This is a genomic window from Ohtaekwangia sp. (genome assembly GCF_036786105.1).
Classification (GTDB): Bacteria; Bacteroidota; Bacteroidia; order Cytophagales; family Cyclobacteriaceae; genus Ohtaekwangia.
Genome location: NZ_DAIQRQ010000036.1, coordinates 3,029 through 16,784 on the forward strand (window position 1 = coordinate 3,029; position 13,756 = coordinate 16,784).

The 13,756-nt window shown below is 42.3% G+C and carries 6 protein-coding genes; 5 read left to right on the top strand and 1 reads right to left on the bottom strand.

Features of this window, described 5'->3' with window-relative positions; all coding sequences use genetic code 11:
• The first annotated feature begins 305 nt into the window (after positions 1–305).
• Both V7Q33_RS14875 and V7Q33_RS14880 read left to right on the top strand, forming a co-directional pair.
• Positions 306–1,919 carry an alpha-L-fucosidase gene (locus V7Q33_RS14875; protein WP_333820332.1) on the top strand — a complete coding sequence of 538 codons (1,614 nt, stop codon included), beginning with the start codon at positions 306–308 and terminating at the stop codon, positions 1,917–1,919.
• Positions 1,920–2,367: 448 nt separating this feature from the next.
• Positions 2,368–3,939 (top strand): GAF domain-containing protein, encoded by a 1,572-nt coding sequence (locus V7Q33_RS14880; protein WP_333820333.1) that lies wholly within the window; start codon positions 2,368–2,370, stop codon positions 3,937–3,939.
• Between the two features lie 71 nt (positions 3,940–4,010).
• Here the strand turns inward: V7Q33_RS14880 and V7Q33_RS14885 are convergent, their stop codons facing one another.
• Positions 4,011–7,370 carry a two-component regulator propeller domain-containing protein gene (locus tag V7Q33_RS14885; protein ID WP_333820334.1) on the bottom strand — a complete coding sequence of 1,120 codons (3,360 nt, stop codon included), beginning with the start codon at positions 7,368–7,370 and terminating at the stop codon, positions 4,011–4,013.
• Positions 7,371–8,363: 993 nt separating this feature from the next.
• On the opposite strand from V7Q33_RS14885, the gene V7Q33_RS14890 reads away from it, so the two are divergent.
• The 3 genes from V7Q33_RS14890 to V7Q33_RS14900 all read left to right on the top strand — a co-directional run bounded on the left by V7Q33_RS14890 (position 8,364) and on the right by V7Q33_RS14900 (position 13,728).
• Positions 8,364–9,929: a GAF domain-containing protein gene (locus V7Q33_RS14890; protein WP_333820335.1), complete on the top strand. Its 1,566-nt coding sequence runs from the start codon at positions 8,364–8,366 to the stop codon at positions 9,927–9,929.
• 184 nt (positions 9,930–10,113) lie between these two features.
• Entirely contained in the window at positions 10,114–10,338 is a 225-nt protein-coding gene (locus tag V7Q33_RS14895) for a hypothetical protein (RefSeq protein ID WP_331980455.1), read from the top strand.
• Between the two features lie 171 nt (positions 10,339–10,509).
• Positions 10,510–13,728: a two-component regulator propeller domain-containing protein gene (locus V7Q33_RS14900; RefSeq protein WP_333820336.1), complete on the top strand. Its 3,219-nt coding sequence runs from the start codon at positions 10,510–10,512 to the stop codon at positions 13,726–13,728.
• Positions 13,729–13,756 lie beyond the last annotated feature (28 nt).

Genomic DNA, 13,756 nt, shown 5'->3' on the forward strand with positions numbered 1-13,756 from the left:
TATATATGCGCTGCAGGTGTATAAAGTAGGCTATCAGCAACGATGCGTATTCCACCTACCTTTCTATGGGAAAGCCAACGCAACTTACCAGGGTACAGGCAGAGCAGATCAAAAAACAAAATGATGGTTCTCCATTTCTGAAGTAAATCGTGCAGGTAAATCCGGAAACATTTTCTCGCACGAATTTGAGATCAGGGAATGATGTATTCTTTATTAACCTTGTGAAACTTTGATTTAACTGAAATATCTTAAATATAGGTGAAGAACAGGTTGGTTATATATACTATATTTTTTTATCACGCATTATGAGAAGAGGACAAATAATTTCTATTGCATTTGTGGTGCTTGCCCTTCAGCAAGTAACCCTTGTTCAGGCCCAGCAGGGCACAGGTACCGCCGGTAAATTCGAGCCAACGTGGCAATCGCTGAAAGAATATCAGGTTCCGGAATGGTTCCGCAACGCGAAGTTTGGAATATGGGCACATTGGGGACCACAGTGTCAGCCCGAGCAAGGCGATTGGTACGGACGATATATGTATCATGAGGGCAGTGAACAGTATAAATGGCACGTTGCTAATTATGGACATCCTTCAAAGGCAGGTTTCAAAGAAGTTATCAATGATTGGAAAGCACAAAACTGGGATCCTGAAAAACTGGTGGCATTGTATAAGCGCGCAGGTGCACAGTATTTTTTCGCTATGGCCAATCATCATGATAACCTGGACTTGTGGGATAGTAAGTATCAACCGTGGAATTCAGTGCGGGTCGGACCAAAGAAAGACATTGTTGCAGGTTGGGCGCGTGCAGCAAAAAATAATAATCTGCCGTTCGGCTTAAGCGTACACGCTTCGCATGCCTGGACGTGGTTTGAAACATCGCAGGGATCTGATAAAAACGGACCACTTGCCGGTGTTCCTTATGATGGCAATATCACGAAAAATGAAGGAACCGGAACATGGTGGGAAGGCCTTGATCCGCAGGACCTCTATGCGCAACGTCATACCTTGAGTAAAGGTAGCGAGGACGTTTATTCCCTATGGGGTCAATGGAATTGGGATAATGGCGCGTCAACCCCTTCGGCTGAGTATTGCGATAAATTTTATAACCGGGTTATTGATCTCGTAGATCGGTTTCATCCTGATCTGCTTTACTTTGATGACAGCGTTCTTCCGCTCTATCCGGCAAGTGATGTAGGATTAAAGATTGCCGCACATTATTACAACCAGAATCAGGCAACACACCAGGGAAAACTGGAGGCTGTGTTATTCGGAAAAGTACTCAATGAAGAGCAAAAGAAATGTATGGTGTGGGATGTTGAGCGAGGTGCTCCTGAACAGATTCAGCCGCTTGCGTGGCAAACCTGTACGTGTATAGGCGACTGGCATTATAAGCGATCAATTTACGAGCAAGGACAGTATAAATCAGCAAAAGATGTTATCCTGATGCTGGTAGATATAGTAAGCAAGAACGGAAACCTGCTTTTGAATATACCTGTGCGCGGCGATGGATCAATAGATGATAAGGAAGTAGCCATATTGGAAGATATTGCGGCCTGGATGAAAGTGAATGGCGAAAGTATATTTGATACTCGCCCCTGGAAAACCTTTGGCGAGGGTCCATCGGTGAATGTTTCCAACCCTGTAAACGTACAAGGCTTTAACGAGGGAAAGATCCGGTTAACTTCCGATGATATACGCTTTAATAGCAAGGGCAATGTTCTTTATGCTACGGTAATGGGTACTCCAGCCGAAAGTATATCTATAAAGTCATTGGGCAAAGGCAAAGCCGTAGTCAAACGAATTGAAGTGCTGGGCAGTAAAGAGAAAGTTTTATGGAAGCAAAGTTCAAACGGGCTGGTGATTGAAAAGCTCAAGTCTGTTCCTAACAATATTGCGGTAGTGTTTAAAATACAGATGTAATGAGAATAGAACTGTAATGCTTCCAGGTATTTAGTAGGAAGATAGGATATCAGATTATTCCGGAAAGAAAAAGGTTGATCTTGACGAGGCGATGCTTCGTCAAGATTCAATGTGTTGCAAATCACTGGTGCCGGATTATGGCGCAATTCGAGCATAATATTAATCACTTACGATACAATCAAGATGCCTGTCAGGTTGTGATGTTTGTTGGTTTGTGGTTATATTTATTTTGATAGAGTCGGGCGCTGGTTGAAACTTTTTTATGTCTGTTAACGAAGTTATTCAATACCGTTTCATAAGCTGCTACCGTAGATTTGGGAATGCGGGATAGAAGACGCTCTTCATTATTCTTATTATGTGTAAACCTATACCCATTTGTGTAGTGGTTTGCATGCGAGAATCCTGGCAGGTGCAAAAAATACCGATTGGCTTTAATTAATTATACATCATGCAATTATTATCATTTATAAAGAAAAGGAGCATTTCAGCTGTAGTCTCCATTGTGTCGCTGCTGCTCATTACCAATGCAGTGCTTATCTATCACAACAAAAACATTATGGTAAGGAACGCTGCGATCATACGTAAATCAGACGAAATCACAGGGAACGTTAACGGACTGGTAGTAGAGTTGTTACATAACCTCGAAATGGGTATACGCGGGTACGGTGTTACCAAAGATGTAAACCTGCTTGGCCCGACCCTGGATGCTATAAAGGTAGTAGACAATAGATTTGATAATATAAAAACCGCACTGGATAGTCAGCAATACGATGTGGTTCCGCTGGAAAATTTACGCAAAGCGTATCATGACTATATGGATTTTGTTTTGGAAATGAAAAAGGCCGCTGATCTGGATAGCATGCAGAGATTTAAGGCAATGATGAAGGAGGACCGGGGCCTACAGGTATTTCTTAAATGGGTTGACACAGGTATAAAGATTATGGATTATGAGAAGGGGATAAAAGCTGAGGCCAACATTGAGTATCAATCTGCTGTAAATAATAACTTATACCTGCAGGCATTTATCCTGCTGATCGGGTTGCCTACATTGGGTTTCGTAATCTACAAGATACAAAACGATGATCGACAGCGACAGTTGCTGCTCATGAAACTGGAAGAGAATAACCGAAAGTATATTTTTGATCCCGGCACCGCCATTGAAGCTACTAACCCCGAAAAAGTTATTGGAAATTCTATTGTGAATCTCCAGCAAGCCAATGAGTTTATTGAAAACATAGCAGAAGGTAAGTATACTGCGGAATGGACAGGACTGAATGATGCCAACGAGGCGCTTAATAAAACCAGTCTTGCCGGGCGACTTACCAACATGCGAGCGCAGCTAAAGCAGATGAAGCGTGAGGAAGAACGCAGGTTATGGACGAATGAAGGTCTCAATGGATTTTCTGAAATCGTTCGTAATAATCAGAGCAATTTGATGGAATTGTCAAATTCGGCAATTCGCTTTCTTACACAATATTTGGGGGCACAACAAGGAGGTTTATTTGTATTGCGCGAAGAAGGCGAAGATTCATACCTGGAACTGGCAGCATGCTATGCTTTTGATCGAAAGAAATTCATGGAGCGCAGAATAGATATAGGAGTAGGCCTTATTGGCCAGGCATATTTGGAAGGAGAAACAACATTGCTCACAAAATTACCGCAGGGATATACCTATATAACATCAGGCATGGGCGAGGCAACACCGGGTTGCCTGGTAATTGTACCCATGAAATATAATGATAAAATAGAAGCTATCATTGAAATAGCAAGCCTTGAAAAATTGGAAGACCACCAGATATCATTTCTTGAAAAGGCCGGTGAATTTATAGCATCTGCTTTGCAAAGTGTGCGTACCACAGAAAAGATGCAACAATTGCTTTCAGTATCGCAAAGACAAACTGAAGAAATGCGCGCCACCGAGGAAGAGTTGCGACAGAATCTGGAAGAGTTGCAGGCAACACAGGAAGCAATGATTCGTAAACAGGAAGAGCTGAACAACATGCGTGGTGAAGATCGATAGACGCGGAAGGCGTGTTGGAAAAAAGCTGAAGACCTGTTGTGCTCGCCAGTGACACAACAGGTCTTCAGCGTTTAAACGGCATGTGCTAGTTTGAAGGCAAGGCGGAAGCAGGTGCCTTCGTTCAGATTACTGGTTACATCAATTTTGCCACCCATAGCCGATACCTGTGTTTTTACCAGGAACAGCCCCATACCTTTTCCTTCTACATGCAAATGGAAACGACTATAGAGCATAAAGAGTTTTTCTTTATATAGATTCAAATCTATACCCAGGCCGTTGTCTTGTATGTTGATGTATAGTTGGTCGTCATGTACCTCCGAGCGTATGGTGATTACCGGATTCCGCCTTGGGTGGCGATACTTGATTGCATTGCTGATAAGATTCATGAATATACTGTCTATATAAGGTTTAACCCCCCATAGCGTATCACCCTTCGAAAAGTCTTCGATAAATATTGTATGTGTATCCTGTATTTCTTTCTCCAGATTTATTTTGATGAGGCGCAGTTCCTCTTCGAGGTTAACCGGGGCAATTACAGAAGTGGAATTTCTGCGTAAATCGAGTACCGTGTTCAGATCTTTTACTACGCGATCAAGTTCCTGTGTAGTGAACACAATTTTATCAATGATGGATCGGGCTTCATTCAGATCGCTGTTAGCGATTTCCAATATGTGACCAAGGCCAAGTATGCGGGCTACAGGAGCACGAAGGTTATGAGCGGAGATGAATGCAAACTGCTCCAGTTGCTGATTGTATTCTACCAGATCACGTGTTCTTTCTTTCACTTCAGTTTCCAGCGTTTCATTTCGCATCACGATCACGTTGTTTTGATCTTCAATGATCTGCCGTGCTTTTTGCAATTCCAGGTTCTGTGCCGAAACAACATCGCGTTGTGCTGATATTTCTTCCTGGCTCTGGATCAGCTCTTCATTTTGTTGAGCCAGTTCCTCGGTTCGCTTCTGTACTTGCATTTCCAACATCTTGTTTCGTCTTTGAATGTTGCGTACCCGTAATGTATATATACAGATAGCGGCACCTGCCAGCAGCAGTATCCCTGCCAGTTTGGCCCACCAGGTGCGCCACCACGGAGGCAGTACATAAATGACCAGTTGCGCCCCTTGCTCATTCCATAAACCATCGTTGTTGCAGGCCTTTACCTTGAAAGTGTACATACCCGGATCAAGGTTCGTAAACATAACCGACCGCTGGTCGCCTACATAATTCCAGTCTTTATGAAAGCCCTCCAGTTTATAAGCATACCGGTTTTTATCGGTAGCCGTAAAGTTGATTGCCACATACTTCAAAGCAAAGAAATTATATTGGGGAGGAAGGGTTATCACCTTCGTCTCACTGATCTGGTTCTTGAGCAGGCCGCCATGATCTCCTGGTTTGACGGGCTCATTAAGAATACGAAGCTCAGTAATGAAGACACCTGGAACAAACGGATTGTCGCGCACACTGTCAGGATTGAAAACACAGATTCCCTTACCTCCAAACAAGAATTGCCCGTTCTTGTTTCGCGCGTATGCATTCGATTTAAAATCGTTCCCCGGGAGGCCATCGGCTATGTCATAGTTCCGGAACACTCCCTTGTCAGGATTGAATCGTGATATTCCTTTGGCGGTACTTAGCCACAGGTTACCAGCGTCATCTTCAAGTATACCTTGTACTATATTGTTGGGTAACCCATCCTGAGTGGTATATCTTTTTTTGAACTTGCCGTCAATGAGAAGATGCAGTCCCTTCCGTGTGCCAACCCAAAGTCGTCCGCGACTGTCTTCCAATATACTATTACACAATCCACCTACTTGTATAGAGTCAGGGTGTGTTGCTGTTTCAAATCGGGTTAATTTTTTTTGAATGGGATCGTAACGCAACAGTTCTTCGAGTGAGCCGGCCCAGAGATTCCCTTTTTTATCTTCATAGATAGTATGAATGTAGTTATTGACTTCAAATTGAGATTCCCGAACATGTTCAAAAGTACCCGCGCGTTCATCGGTAAGCACATTCAGGCCGTTATAAGTTGCTACCAGCAGTTGTTGTGTTGTTGTTGACTGCCTTATTGCAAATACATTGGGATTGGAGAGGCTTCCTTTACGCTTTTCATCCGGCATATAGTGAATGAATCGGTCATGTGCCTCATCATAACGGTTCAGGCCGCCTCCCCAGGTACCTACCCAGATGCGTTGCTGCTTGTCTTCATAAATAGCCAGTACAGGATTGGCCTGCAGGCTTTCTTTGGCAGCCGTGTGTTTGTAGTGTTTTATGCCATGCGCAGATTTCATGATAAGGCCGTCTTCCGTGCCAACCCACAGACGGTTTTTGGAATCCAGTACAATAGCATTTACAACGTCATTCTCCAGTGGTATATCTACTTCTTTGAACTTTTCACCCAACCGGTCTGTAAAAGCTATGCCGTTGGAATAGGTACCAATCCATATTCTCCCCTGGCGGTCTTTGCAAATTGCGTGTATAGAATTGTCAGGCAATGATTTCGGATCATTTTTGATGGATTGAAAGGTTAGCAGTTCGTTGGTAATTGTATTTAATCTGCAAAGCCCGCCATTTTCTGTACCTACCCAAAGATACTTTCCCTCCAATGAAACGTTCAATACATTGTCAACAGGCAGGGCAGGGGTGGTATGTGTATTGTAGACTATAATTTCATTCGTTAGCGTATTATATTTTTGCAAGCCTTCATGCGAAGCAATCCATAGCGTATGGTCCCCGCCTTTTATAGCACGGTTAAGTTTCGATGAGAAGATTTGACGAATATCTTTTTTTCTCGGATCCCAACGGAAAAATCCCGTGTCGCGAATACCAACCCAAAACTCATGATCGGAGGCAGGAACAAGGGTATGTACCGGATGACGTGAATCAAAAAGTATATAGTTTCGACTACGACCTGTTTTCTTGTTGATTTGATCCGCAAAAGCGTTGTGATGATATATACCCGCGACCCACACACTGCTATCGTCCTGGTGGAATTCAGTTACCTCACAATCGAACGAATACCGCGGCAGGCGTCTGAAATTGTCTTGCTCACGATTATACATGTGAAGCCCGCCACTGCTGGTACTTACCCAGAGTACACCGCGACTGTCTTCAAACATTTTCAGAATAACATTTTTTAAAAGGCTGGTGGTATCGTTTGGATCATTACGATATACAGTAACCTCATAGCCATCGAACTTGTTGAGCCCATCTTCTGTGCCCACCCATAGAAAACCTTGCGAGTCCTGTAAAATGCATGAAACACGAGGATTGGATAGTGCTGCCGCTATTCTTGTAAATTTGATTTTTTCTAACGGTGATTGAGCAAAGACCTCACACGCCAGGCAAAATAAAAGCATCACTATATATAGCGAGCGAATCTTGAATATACGGAGGTTTCGGCGTAAGATCGAGTCAATGAATATACGCGTTTTCATAAAGAGTTGAGGTTTTTTTATTTATAAGGGATATTCTTACAGCAGGCAGTGGCTTATTGATAGAAATTTATAATGACAGAGTATGATACTCGGGGCTTGATCGCACAGCCAGAAGCGGATAGCCGGCCAGTTTCCAATGCAATGCCATAGTTGCGGCAGCTCCATCTCGGGTAGTGGAGGCATGTTCCTGTTCATAGACGTTGGCATTTAAATCGGTTTATTGTTGATAGTTGGTATTGACAATGATGTGCCTTATCAGACTTTGCTTCCACTTCGGCACCAAACTTATATCGAAGATAGATACAGAAAAGGGATTCCAGTATCCGTAATAATACTTAAATACTGTTTGTGTTTATACTCATACTTGCGCCCCAACGTGTTATACACACATAAAGGCTTAGCGTAATCTTTTTGAAGTGAGACGATATGGGCATCCTTTTGAGACGCCTGTATAACGGGAGCAGCTGTACGTACAAAGTAGTCCTCCCTGAAAATAAGACGAAAGGTAAGTGGAGAAGAATTTAGAAAAACCTATTCAACCCCGTTAGTGGAGGGACGCCACCTCCTTCAGCAGTAGCTCATATTGCAGGTGTTTCCAGGATGATGTAATAAAAGTCTGCATATTTTTTTTACAAGCACTCACTACTGACAGCTATAAATCGGCAAGCAAACCACGTATACTTTTTTGAGACGATTGTGTATCAGAGGACTTGTTTGACTACACAACATATATGGAGTGCCGGTTATAAACGGTTCGTTGTTTTGTAATGACCACTATTTTGTCGGTGTGATGTTTAGAGCTTGATGCATGGAGGCTTGGTATACTTGCCGAAATTTTCGCGCATAAAAAGAATTCATCACTTAATCATAGTACACATATTTTGATTAGTTGATTTTTTTTAATAGCGGTCGGTTGAAGTTATAGGTGCTGACAGATGTTGATAATACAACGGTTTAGATTCTAATACATTCTTTAATATATAGGCAATAGTCATGAAGTTAATACCATTTATAAAAAAACGAAGCATAGCAACACTTGTCTTTATTGTATCACTGCTGATCATTTTCAATGCGTTACTGATCTATCATTACAAAAACATCATTGTAAAGAACAATGCTATCATACTTAAATCGGACGAAATTTCGGAGAACGTTAACGGCCTGGTAGTAGAGTTGCTGCATAACCTTGAAATGGGAATACGAGGATACAGTGTTACAAAAGATGTAAACCTGCTTAGCCCTGCCATGGAAGCTACAATGAAAGTAGACAAAAGATTCGATAAGATCAAAGTGGCATTGGATAGTCAGCAATATGATGTAACCCAGCTTGAAAGTTTGCGCAAAACATATCATGACTATATCGATTTTGTTTTGGAAATGAAAAAATCTGTTGATCTGGATAGCATGCAGAGGGTTAAGGCAATGATGAAAGAAGACCGGGGCTTGCAGGTATTTCTCAAATGGATTGATGTAGGTATGAAGATCATTAACTATGAAAAGGTACTCAAAGCTGAGGCCAACATTGAGTACCAGTCTGCTGTTAATAATAACTTATACCTGCAGGCATTTATACTGCTGATCGGTTTGCCTACGCTCGGTTTTGTAATCTACAAAATGCGAAATGATGAAAGACAGCGACAATCACTGCTTATGAAGCTGGAAGAGAATAACCGGCGGTATATTTTTGATCCGGGCACGGCTATTGAAGCTTCCAATGCTGAGGAAATTATAGGGAACTCCATTGTAAATCTTCAGCAAGCCAGTGAGTTTATTGAGAATATAGCGGAAGGTAAATATACTACCGAATGGGCGGGACTGAATGATGCCAATGAATCACGTAATAAAACCAGCCTTGCCGGACGACTCACCAATATGCGCGAGCAGTTAAAGCAGTTGAAGCGTGAGGAAGAACGCAGGTTGTGGACCAACGAAGGACTCACCAGATTTTCAGAGATTGTCCGTAATCATCAAAATAATCTAACAGAATTATCAAATGAGGTAATTCGATTTCTGACGCGATATTTTGGTGCCCAACAGGGCGGCTTGTTTGTATTGCGTGAAGAGGACACTGGTTCATATCTGGAGCTCGCGGCCTGCTATGCGTATGACCGAAAGAAATTCATAGAACGCAGAGTAGATATCGGTATAGGGCTTATTGGCCAGGCATACCTGGAAGGTGAAACAACCTTGCTTACCAAGTTACCACAGGGATATACTTATATAACATCAGGCATGGGCGAGGCAACACCGGGTTGTCTGGTAATAGTTCCGATGAAATATAATGATAAGATAGAAGCCATCATTGAACTGGCAAGCCTCGAAAAGTTTGAAGACTACCAGATAATATTTCTTGAGAAGGCCGGTGAGTTTGTAGCGTCTGCATTGCAAAGTGTGCGCACTACTGAAAGAATGCAGCAATTGCTTACAATCTCCCAGCGACAGACTGAGGAGATGCGCGCCACAGAGGAAGAGTTGCGTCAGAATCTGGAAGAATTGCAGGCAACACAAGAAGCAATGTTTCGCAAACAGGAAGAACTGGATCGTATGTTGCAAGACTAAATTACCTGGTACAGTTAGGTTAATTTATAATTCTGACTAAAAAGTTAAGAGGGGATGTGAGAACAGCGAGTGTAGCACCGTTATATAATGGATGCTTAGACAATATTTTCCCTTATCAAGAGTTTATAACTCGATTTTGGGGATAAATTGGTAAAAGTTATTCCCTAATTTGAGGTAATCTCAAATGAAAGATGCCATTGTTTTTATTAGCCTTGAACAGCCTGTGCTGGCAAGGCTGGCTGCAGATGAATTGAGTAAGCAGTATATATTTAGTACGAAATTGTTTAAAAATGACAGGAATCACCCTCAAGAAAATAGCACACTATGGTGGCAGGTTTGCTGGCAGCCCCAAAGCATTTATGCCATTATGGGCCAGGATTTCGAAAGAACGCCCTCGAAGGGTATGTGAGCATAGGGATTTTTTTTAAATTGGTAAGTGCCTTCTCGTATACTTTCATTCCAACTGTTTGTACTGTTTCTGCAAATCGTTGTATCTGTATCCCCGCATTACGGATATGGCCAGAAGCAAATAATCGCACCTATTATTGCTTATAATCATACTTTAACCACCGAAGATGGATTGTCAGAAAACAATGTTTCGTGTGTAGTTAAGGATGGTAACGGCTTTATGTGGATGGGTACCGGCAATGGTCTTAACAGATTTGACGGGTATTCCTTTGTACAATTCCACCATTCTGATAAGGATTCTTCCAGCCTGAGTAACAATTCCATTCGAAATATGTTGCTTGACAGTAAAGGAAGGCTATGGGTAGGAACATACCATGGATTGAATCTCTACGATAGCAAAACCGAAACATTTCGAAAATTTCTGATGGAGCCACCGTGGCGTAACGGCCGTCATAGTACGACACTTGACCTGTTAGAAGACAGCCACCATCAACTTTGGGTTGCCACGTACGGCTTTATTTATAAGATTGATATTGAGACCTTTAAAGTTACAAAATACGATCACAAAAACGACAATACCGGGCTGGGCGCGGTGGACGCATTCATGGAAGACAGAAACGGAGACATCTGGGCTTCTACCAATAAAGGTATTTGTATTATGGGTTCAACTGGCATAAAACGCACCATAAACCATAATGAAGCTCCGGGCGGTTTACCTTCAGATCTTATTATCAGTATGGTTCAGGACGGGACAGGCGCGCTATATTTTGGTACGAATGGTAATGGCGTGCTTCGATTGGATAACGAGAATGACCAAACATTTGAACGCTTTACATCAATACCCGATAAACCATTTTTTAACAGTGAAATCATGGGCTCACTTGCCGTTGACAGAGACGGAAAACTTCTGGTGGGCACGGATGGCGCAGGTATATATAAACAGGATGATACAGGAAATTTCAGGCAGATTCTGGGTAGCCAAAGCAGGCATCTTCACAACGGAAATATAGTAAACATATTTGTGGATGAGCGGAATACATATTGGCTAAGTATGTTTGGCGGAGGTGTACAGGTTGTATATGCAGGCAGCAAACGCTTTGAACATTACCGGTATTTCGACCTCGATATGGAACGCATCGGAAAGAATTCGGTTTTGGCAATTGCTGAGGATAAGAATCATAAAATCTGGATTGGAACGGATGGAGCCGGGCTATATAAATTCGATCCTGAAACAAAATCCTTCACATCTTACCGGCACGCTTCTGCCAGTAAGAACAGTATAAACACCAACGTTATAAAATCACTGGTGGTTGATGAAAAGAATAATATATATGCAGGTACATACGGTGGTGGACTTAATTACCTGGATACAAAAACAGGGAGCTTTTCACACTATATGCATGTGCCCGGAAATAAAGCAACCATAACCACCAACCATGTATGGTCACTTCTCCAAGATCGCAAGCATAGAGTTTATGCAGGCCAGCTGGCAGGATTAGATGAGTTCTTTCCGGATCGAAAAGTATTTCAACAGCTTCATGTAACAGGGCCGAAATATACCCCGGCAGTGTATAGCCTGGCGGAAGATCGTGCAGGAAATGTTTGGATAGGAACGAGACTGGATGGGCTTCATCGCTACGAGCCTGCAACAAAAACATTCAAGTCGTTTCTAAATATACCCGGAGACTCTGCAAGCCTGCCCACCAATGAAATAGTAGTAATCAGGTTGAGCTCGCAAGGAAAACTTTGGATATGTACCGGGAATAAAGGGTTGATTTTGTTCGATCCTGAAACATTTAACTTTAAAACAGTTGTCGCTGCCTTTAAAGAAAAATTCATTACAAACGTACTCGAAGATGATTCGCACAATGTATGGTTTACATCGGTTGATGGCGTACACAAGTGGAATTCTTCCACCTCAAAACTATATGATTACACAATAGCAGATGGTTTGCAAGGCATACAATTTAACGATGGTGCCGGATTGAAAAGCTTCGATGGTACATATTACCTGGGAGGTACCAATGGCTTAAATGTTTTTCGCACAGAGAACATAATAGACGACACAACCAAGGCAAAGGTTGTGTTTACCCAACTTAGCCTTTTTAGTAAACCCGTAAAAGTTAATGACAAGTCCGGCCTTTTAACCGGAAGTATTTCTCAAACCGAATCAATCACGCTGCAGGCAGATCAAAATGTTTTCTCACTTGAGTTTGCATGTCTTGAATTCAACTTCCCCAAGAAAAACCAGTACCGGTACTATCTGGTGGGATTCGATAAAGAATGGAATGATGCGAATACCAGCCGCACAGCCACTTACACCGATCTGCCACCGGGTGAATATACTTTGAAAATAAGCGCTTCGAACAGAAGCGGACAATGGAATGAAAATGCTGCGAGCATCAAAATTATAATTATCCCCAGGTGGTACGAAAGATTAGAGACGAAGTTTGGAGCTGCTATATTTCTGATTATACTCACGGCATTCATTATTCACTTCCGCACAAAATTGCTATTCAAACAAAAGATAAAGCTCGAACAGGTCGTTAAGGCCCGCACCAATCTGGTGGAAACACAAAAGATAGAGATTAACGAGAAGAACAGGAGGCTGGAACAGGCCTATGAAGAAGTAAACTCTACAAATGAAGAGCTGCAACGGGTTAATTCAAACCTTGAAAAACTCGTTCAGGACAGAACTGCCGAGCTAACCCATACGATTAAAAAGCTTACCGAAACGGATAAAGGCCTCGATACATTTCTATACCGGTCCAGCCACGATTTAAGAGGCCCTATTGCCACTATACTTGGCCTCGCTCGCCTGGGAAAAACCCAGCAGACTGTGAGTGAATTGAATCTATACTTCGCAAATATTGAAAAGACTTCAACACGCATGTTAAGACTTCTCAAGCGGTTAGATGAAACGAGCTCGCTGTTTCGGGCACAACGTACGTTAGAATTAATCAGCGTTGATAACCTGATTCACGCCATCAAAACTTCTATTGAAGAACTGAATGCCAATAACGTTGTAAAAATTGAATTCGAAAATAGAATAGGCCAGGTCTTTACGGGTGATGCAGCGTTGCTTAGATGCATTATTGCCAATCTCATGGAGAACAGTATCGTATTCAGAGGCAACAATGATCCTTATGCTAAATGCGTACTGAGCATGGAGCAAAATCAGCTTGTTATACGTGTGATCGACAATGGAACGGGCATCCCTTCATCGGCTATCGATCGAATATCAAATATGTTTTATCGGGGCTCAGAAAAATCGATTGGTAATGGGTTGGGACTCTTCATGGTAAAAAAAGCGTTGGAAATACTTGGAGGCACTATGGAAATTAATAGCGAGCCCAATGTAATGACAACCATTACCGTTAAAATTCCATAGCGTTCAGGATAGCGTCTAAGTAACCGTG

Bases quoted from the DNA above. Each gene is read 5' to 3' on its own strand.
- V7Q33_RS14875 (WP_333820332.1), top strand. From the start codon at position 306: ATGAGAAGAGGACAAATAATTTCTATTGCATTTGTGGTGCTTGCCCTT.
- V7Q33_RS14885 (WP_333820334.1), bottom strand. From the start codon at position 7,370: ATGAAAACGCGTATATTCATTGACTCGATCTTACGCCGAAACCTCCGT.
- V7Q33_RS14895 (WP_331980455.1), top strand. From the start codon at position 10,114: ATGAAAGATGCCATTGTTTTTATTAGCCTTGAACAGCCTGTGCTGGCA.
- V7Q33_RS14880 (WP_333820333.1), top strand. From the start codon at position 2,368: ATGCAATTATTATCATTTATAAAGAAAAGGAGCATTTCAGCTGTAGTC.
- V7Q33_RS14890 (WP_333820335.1), top strand. From the start codon at position 8,364: ATGAAGTTAATACCATTTATAAAAAAACGAAGCATAGCAACACTTGTC.